Source organism: Mycobacterium sp. (assembly GCF_052144515.1).
Lineage (GTDB): Bacteria > Actinomycetota > Actinomycetes > Mycobacteriales > Mycobacteriaceae > Mycobacterium.
The window spans coordinates 1-6,153 of the sequence record NZ_JBKQQD010000063.1; the positions used below are offsets into that span (position 1 = coordinate 1).

Genomic DNA, 6,153 nt, shown 5'->3' on the forward strand with positions numbered 1-6,153 from the left:
ACTGGCCGCAGCCGAGCCCGACATGGCTGGCGACTCATAGTTGCCGCCACTGATCTCGATCATGTCGAGGCCTTCGCCGGCCAGGGCAGCGACCACGTCGCGGGACTCGTCCTCGCTGAATCCACCCCGTTGGAAGTCCGCCGAATTGAGTTTCACGCTCACGGCGAAGCCAGGAGATAACCGCGCGCGGATGCGGCGGACGATCTCGAGGAGGAACCGCATCCGCCGCGGCTGATCGCCACCCCAGTCGTCGTCACGCAGATTGGTCAGCGGTGAGAGGAACTGCGTGACGAGGTACCCGTGCGCACCATGCACCTGGACGCCGTCGAAGCCAGCGGTCTCGCACACCGCCGCCGCCGTCACGAACCGGTCGATGATGTCCTCGATCTCGGACGAGGTCAGCTCGCGCGGCGTCGGCGAGCCGGGAAGATTCATCGGCACGGCACTCGGCGCCACCGGAATGTGGCCCAGAGCCAGCGGGTTGGACTGGCGTCCTGGGTGGTTGAGCTGAACCCACATTGGTACGCCGGCGTCATGAGCAGACTTGGCCCACCGGGTGAGTGCGTCCAGGTCACGCTCGTCCTCGATCACCACGTTGTCGGGCTCACCCAACTGAGTGCGATCGACCATCACGTTGCCGGTGACCAGCAACCCATATCCGCCGCGACTCCAGGTGCCATAAAGCCGCTCGAGACGGGCGCCGGGCGAGTTCCCCGAATCGGCAAGCGCTTCGCTCATCGCGGCCTTCATGTTGGGGTTCGGGAGCACCTGCCCGCAGGGCAGCCGCAGGGGGTCATGCAGAGAAGTCATTCGATGGTCTTCCTCGCTGTAGAGGCTATTGGCGTATAAACGTAATATTATGACTGTAAGTTAATCGGGTATGATTCGCAAGGACGACTTTCAGCGACGACGGAGGACGCGAGCTGTGGCGAGGTACGACGCAGAGCACAAAGCCGAAACACGGCGGCGGATCATCGAAACCGCCGGCCGACGTCTCAAGCAGGACGGCATCGACGGTTCAGGTGTCGCTGCGCTCATGACTGATGCGGGGTTGACCAACGGTGCGTTCTACGCACACTTCGAGTCCAAGGACGATCTCGTCGCCAACGTGGTCGCCGATCAACTAGCCACCCAGCGTGCCGTCCTCGCGTCGCTACCCGAGGGCCGGGCGGCACTGGAGGAATTCGTGCGCGACTACCTCGCGCCCCATCATCGCGATAATCCGAGCACGGGCTGCCCCTCCGCTGCCCTGCTCGATGAGATCGGCCGCTGCGATGACGCCGTCCGCGATTCCTACACCGAGGGAATGCAATCCATCGTCGACGTAGTCGCGACGCACTTGTCTCCACACGACCCGTCCGCCGCACGCACAACGGCGCTCGGGCTGTACACGGTTCTCGTTGCCACCATGCAACTCGCACGCGCCGTATCCGATCGGGAACTCTCCGACGACTTACTCGAATCAGGCATTCGCAATGCACAGACCCTGCTGGACCGTGGGTGAGTATCCCTGGCTCCTCGGTCGAGCACCTGGCGCGGCTGCTTGCAGGCGTCAGTGGGACATCGGCTTGCGTTCCATCTATAACGAAGTTATATTCGTCCGATGCGTCGCAACCTAGCAGGTCGAAGAGTGGTTATCACCGGAGCGGCACGTGGCATCGGGGAGAAGGTCGCCCGTGTCGCCGCTGCCCGGGGCGCTCGGCTGGCGCTGATCGGACTGGAGCCCGATCGGTTGCGCACCCTCGCCGATGACCTGGGCACCGGCGCGTCGTGGTGGGAGGCCGATGTGCGCGATGGGGCTGCTCTGCGGTCGGCGATCGATGGTTGTGCCGAGACGATGGGTGGTATCGACATCGTCGTTGCCAATGCTGGGGTTGTGGCCTACGGGACAGTGCGCCAGATGGATGCGGCGTCGTTTGAGCGAGTGGTGGACATCAATCTGAACGGTGTGTTCCGCACCCTCAAGTACGCGACGCCGCATGTGGAGCGCAGTCGCGGCCATGTGATGGTCGTGGCGTCGGCGATATCGTTCACGCCGCTGGCTGGAATGGCCTCGTACGCCGCAAGCAAGGCCGGGGTCGAAATGCTCGCCCTGGCGTATCGCCAAGAGGTGGCGCACCTCGGTGTCACGGTCGGGCTTGTGCATCCCTCATGGATCGACACCGACCTCATTCGGGGCGCCGAGGCGGACATTCCCTCCTTTCAGGAGTTGCGCGCGCGGCTGCCATATCCCGGCAACGTCACGACCAGTGTCGACCGGACAGCGGTCGCGATAGTCGACGGACTCGTGCGCCGTCGCAGCCGGGTTTATGTACCGCGCGCCGTCGTCGTGGCCAACTGGGCGAAGGCGGCCGTGAACTCGCCGGCGGCCTGGCCCTGGATGAGGCGCTTCGCGGCCCAGGTCGTTCCCACCCTCGAGCGTGAGGTTGAGGCATTGGGGAGGCACGATCAACTCGTGCCAAGTGTCGGCAATACCACGTCCTAGATCACGTCGTCCTCTACGCCTGCCTGGCTTTCGCCAGCCCGCGCGATCGAGGTATAAATGCGCGCAGCCGCCTCGTGCGAGTTCTGGGCACGCTCACGCGTATCGCCCAGTCCCACAGAAAGATTCACGCCCAGTGGCAGCAGGATCTGCCTGACCGGCTCGTCAAAATCGACGAAGGTCTCCGCCAGCTCCAGGGTGATGAAGCCGTGCACGAAACTCCACAATTGGGCAGCTATAACGGCGGGGTCCTGTTGTCTGACCCTGCCCGAACTCACCAGCCGAGCGCACGCTTCTGCCACGTGAGCGTAAGCGCCCCGGAATGCCGGCGACCGACCACTCAAACGAACTTCTGAATCGGCCACCGGTCGGTAGGTCGAGCGAGTGGACAGCCCAAACATCAGGTCATACAGGTGGGGGTTCTCGCGGGCAACCCGCCGACACGTCAACGCCTGGACAGCCAGATCCGCGATCGGATCCTCCGTCACGGGCAACTGGGAAAACGCCCTGTCGAGCTCCTTGAACCCTCGGTCGATAACCGCACGCGTGAGCTCAGGAACCCCACCGAAGTAGTGGTACACCAACATGGTCGAGAGCCCACTCGCGGCAGCCACCGTACGCGCCTTGATGGCGGAAGGCCCCTGCTCGGCGAGCAGACTGATGGTGGCCTGAATGAGCCGCTCCGGCGCACCCTCCGCTGTCTCCTCATCTGACATGTCCGGCATGGTTTCTACCTCATCTCTCAGCGCAGTCCTGAGGGAAGTCGAACTGATCCCTTGCCAGACCAGTGTAACTTCGTTATATTAATCTGTAACTTCGTTATAGAGCCGTTTTCGACGGGAGGACACACCGATGACTGGCCACTTCGAGATAGACGATCGCGGAGCAGTCCTGATCGTGCGGGTCGACGGCGGGCAGCACAGCCTGTTCGGCCTGGATATCGCCAACCAGCTCGACGAGTTGGTGGACCGCGTCGACCGCGATCCAAACGCGCATGCCGTCGTGTTCACCGGGGCGCGTCCCGGCCGGTTCGTCAGCCATGCCGACGTGCGGTGGCTGCAAGAGGAGGGCGCTGCGGTCCCGAAGTTGGGCCGACGCGGCGCCTCCGCTGTCGCACGCGTCGCCCGACGCGCGGCCCGCGTCCTCGAGCCGGTGGTGCGCAGGACTCCGCTGCGGGGCGCCGTTCAGCTCGATCGCTTGCACGCGACGTTCATCCGGATGAACGCCAGCGGCGTCATCTTCGTTGCCGCTCTCAACGGTTCCGCGCTGGGCCTGGGTGCCGAATTCGCCTGGGCGTGCGATCTGCGTGTTATGGCCGATGGGGAGTTCTTCATCGGCCAGCCCGAAATACTGCTGGGAATCAATCCGGGCGGTGGTGGAACCCAGCGACTGACCCGACTGATCGGTACCCACCGGTCCTTGGTAGCCATCCTCGAGGGCAAGCCGTTCACGCCCGCGCAGGCGCTGGCCAACGGGGCCGTCGACGAGGTTGTGGCGCCGGACGACGTTGTCGCGCGGGCGACCGAACTTGCCGAACACTTCGGCAAGCGGACCAAAGGGGCAGTCGCGGCCGTCAAGCGATCGGTGTACTTCGGCGGCTCGATGTCGCTGTCAGAAGGGTTGCACGTCGAGCGCACCGAATTCCTCCAAACCGATCAGTCCGATGTCGGTCAGAAATTGATGCGCGACTACCTCGCGACCACAGACGCCACCGGCGAACTACCCCTCTACCAAGCGGACACCTACGCCCAAGCGCTCGAGTCGGGCCAGGTACGCAGGCTCGGCTCGACCAACGTGGCGGTGGGCCGGTAATGAGCACTGCACAGACCTTTACCCGTCACGATGTCTCGTTCACCTCCGGCGAGGACACCTGTGCCGCATGGCTTTACCTGCCCACCGGAGTCACCGCGCCGCCCGTGGTCATCCTCGGGCACGGCCTCGGCGCCACCCGCGAGATGCGCTTGGACGCCTTCGCCGAGCGGTTCGCACAGGCCGGTATCGCCGCCTTGGCCTTCACCTATCGGCACTTCGGCGACAGCGGCGGCCAACCCCGCCAGCTCCTGTCGATCAAGCGCCAGCTCACGGACTGGGACGCCGCCATCGGCTACGTGAGGGCCCGTCGTGACGTCGACGGCACACGAATTGCCGTCTGGGGCAGCTCCTTTGGCGGTGGCCACGCCATCACCGTCGCCTCACGCCACCCCGAACTGAAAGCGGCGGTGGCCCAATGCCCATTCACCGACGGCTTGGCCTCCGCACTCGCACTGGGCGCGTCTGAATCCCTCAAGGTGTTACGTACTGTTGCAAAGGATTTCGCTTCGATGATCGGCCGCCGGGCGCCCACGATGATTCCCCTCGCCGGCCCCCCCGGTTCACTCGCGCTGATGAACGCCCCAGACGCCCTTCCCGGCTACCAGGCGCTGCTGCCACCCGACGCGACCTTCCGGAACGAGGTTACGGCGCGGGTCGCTCCGACCATCATGGCCTACCGGCCCGGGCGCGCGGCGAAGAAGATTAAATTCCCAATCCTGTTCTGCGTCAGCAACACCGACAGCGTCACGCCACCGGCCCAAACCCTGCGATACGCGCGCACGGCACCACGGGGGGAGATCAAACGGTACGAAGCCGGCCATTTCGACTTCTATCTGGGCGACGCCTTCGAAGCGCTGGCACGCGACCAGGTCGAGTTTCTCACCCGCCACCTCCACCCGGCCCACCCAGCGGGCAGCCCACGCCGCGGCGCACCACTCATAACTATTAGGAGAACAACATGAACGACACCACCCACGCCATCAACCAGGAACCAGTCCGGCGGAAGCACACGATGAAAGCATTCGTTGTCAGTCGGTATGGGAAAGCGAACAGCGTTGAAGCTGTTGAACTTCCCGAGCCCGAACTGGGGGAGGGCGACGTATTGGTCCAGATTCACGCCGCCGGCGTAAATCCCTTAGATCTCAAGATTAGAAATGGCGAGCTCAAGGCCCTTCTGCCGTACAAGTTGCCGCTGGTGCTGGGTAACGATCTCGCTGGCATTGTCATTAAGGCCGGAGCAAATGTCGACCGATTCAAACCGGGAGACGAAGTCTACGCAAAGCCAGACAAGGATCGGATAGGCGCCTTCGCGGAGTTGATCGCAATCAGTGAGAACGACGTCGCGAAAAAGCCGCATCGACTGGACATGGAACAAGCAGCCTCGGTACCTCTAGTCGGTTTGACCGCTTGGCAAGCACTGGTAGACAAAGCGGGGCTGCAAGCCGGACAGAAGGTGCTCATTCACGCCGGTTCCGGAGGTGTTGGAACGATCGCCATTCAACTGGCAAAGCATCTCGGGGCCACCGTCGCCACCACCACGAGCACCGCGAACGTTGAATGGGTGAAGCGCCTCGGAGCAGATGTCGTCATCGACTACAAGAGTAATGACTTCGAAACCATCCTGCGCGACTACGACGTCGTCATCGACACCCAAGGCGGTCAGACACTCGAAAAATCCCTCCGGGTGCTCAAACCCGGCGGCAAAGTCATCTCGGTCGCCGGGCCGCCTGAGCCCGATTTCGCCAAAGAATTCGGGGCGAACTGGTTCTTGATACAAGCGATGCGTGCTCTCAGCTTCCAGATCCGGCGGAAAGCCAAACGCCGCGGGGTCACCTACTCGTTCTTATTCATGAAAGCAA

Annotated in this window: 7 protein-coding genes; 5 read left to right on the plus strand and 2 right to left on the minus strand. The window is 63.5% G+C overall.

The window, feature by feature from the left end; translation table 11 throughout:
* A partial coding sequence (locus tag ACLP9N_RS03305) for an oxidoreductase (protein ID WP_442406057.1) occupies positions 1–810 on the minus strand: 810 nt, incomplete at its 3' end.
* A 115-nt stretch (positions 811–925) separates the two neighbouring features.
* On the opposite strand from ACLP9N_RS03305, the gene ACLP9N_RS03310 reads away from it, so the two are divergent.
* Entirely contained in the window at positions 926–1,504 is a 579-nt protein-coding gene (locus ACLP9N_RS03310) for a TetR/AcrR family transcriptional regulator (protein WP_442406058.1), read from the plus strand.
* A gap of 99 nt (positions 1,505–1,603) precedes the next feature.
* Positions 1,604–2,485, plus strand: a complete 882-nt coding sequence (locus ACLP9N_RS03315) for an SDR family oxidoreductase (protein WP_442406059.1) — start codon at positions 1,604–1,606, stop codon at positions 2,483–2,485.
* Here the strand turns inward: ACLP9N_RS03315 and ACLP9N_RS03320 are convergent.
* Positions 2,482–3,207 carry a TetR/AcrR family transcriptional regulator gene (locus ACLP9N_RS03320; protein ID WP_442406060.1) on the minus strand — a complete coding sequence of 242 codons (726 nt, stop codon included), beginning with the start codon at positions 3,205–3,207 and terminating at the stop codon, positions 2,482–2,484. The two genes, ACLP9N_RS03315 and ACLP9N_RS03320, sit on opposite strands and share 4 nt — an antisense overlap.
* 127 nt (positions 3,208–3,334) lie before the next feature.
* Between ACLP9N_RS03320 and ACLP9N_RS03325 the strand changes: the two genes are divergently transcribed.
* The 3 genes from ACLP9N_RS03325 to ACLP9N_RS03335 all read left to right on the plus strand — a co-directional run.
* Positions 3,335–4,294 (plus strand): enoyl-CoA hydratase/isomerase family protein, encoded by a 960-nt coding sequence (locus tag ACLP9N_RS03325; RefSeq protein WP_442406061.1) that lies wholly within the window; start codon positions 3,335–3,337, stop codon positions 4,292–4,294.
* The gene (locus tag ACLP9N_RS03330; protein ID WP_442406062.1) at positions 4,294–5,256 is read left to right on the plus strand and encodes an alpha/beta hydrolase; all 963 of its coding nucleotides are present in this window, start codon (positions 4,294–4,296) and stop codon (positions 5,254–5,256) included. The genes ACLP9N_RS03325 and ACLP9N_RS03330 overlap by 1 nt, the downstream gene beginning before the upstream one ends.
* A 50-nt stretch (positions 5,257–5,306) precedes the next feature.
* Positions 5,307–6,153 (plus strand): NADP-dependent oxidoreductase (locus tag ACLP9N_RS03335; RefSeq protein ID WP_442406063.1); only part of this gene is annotated, 847 nt, incomplete at its 3' end.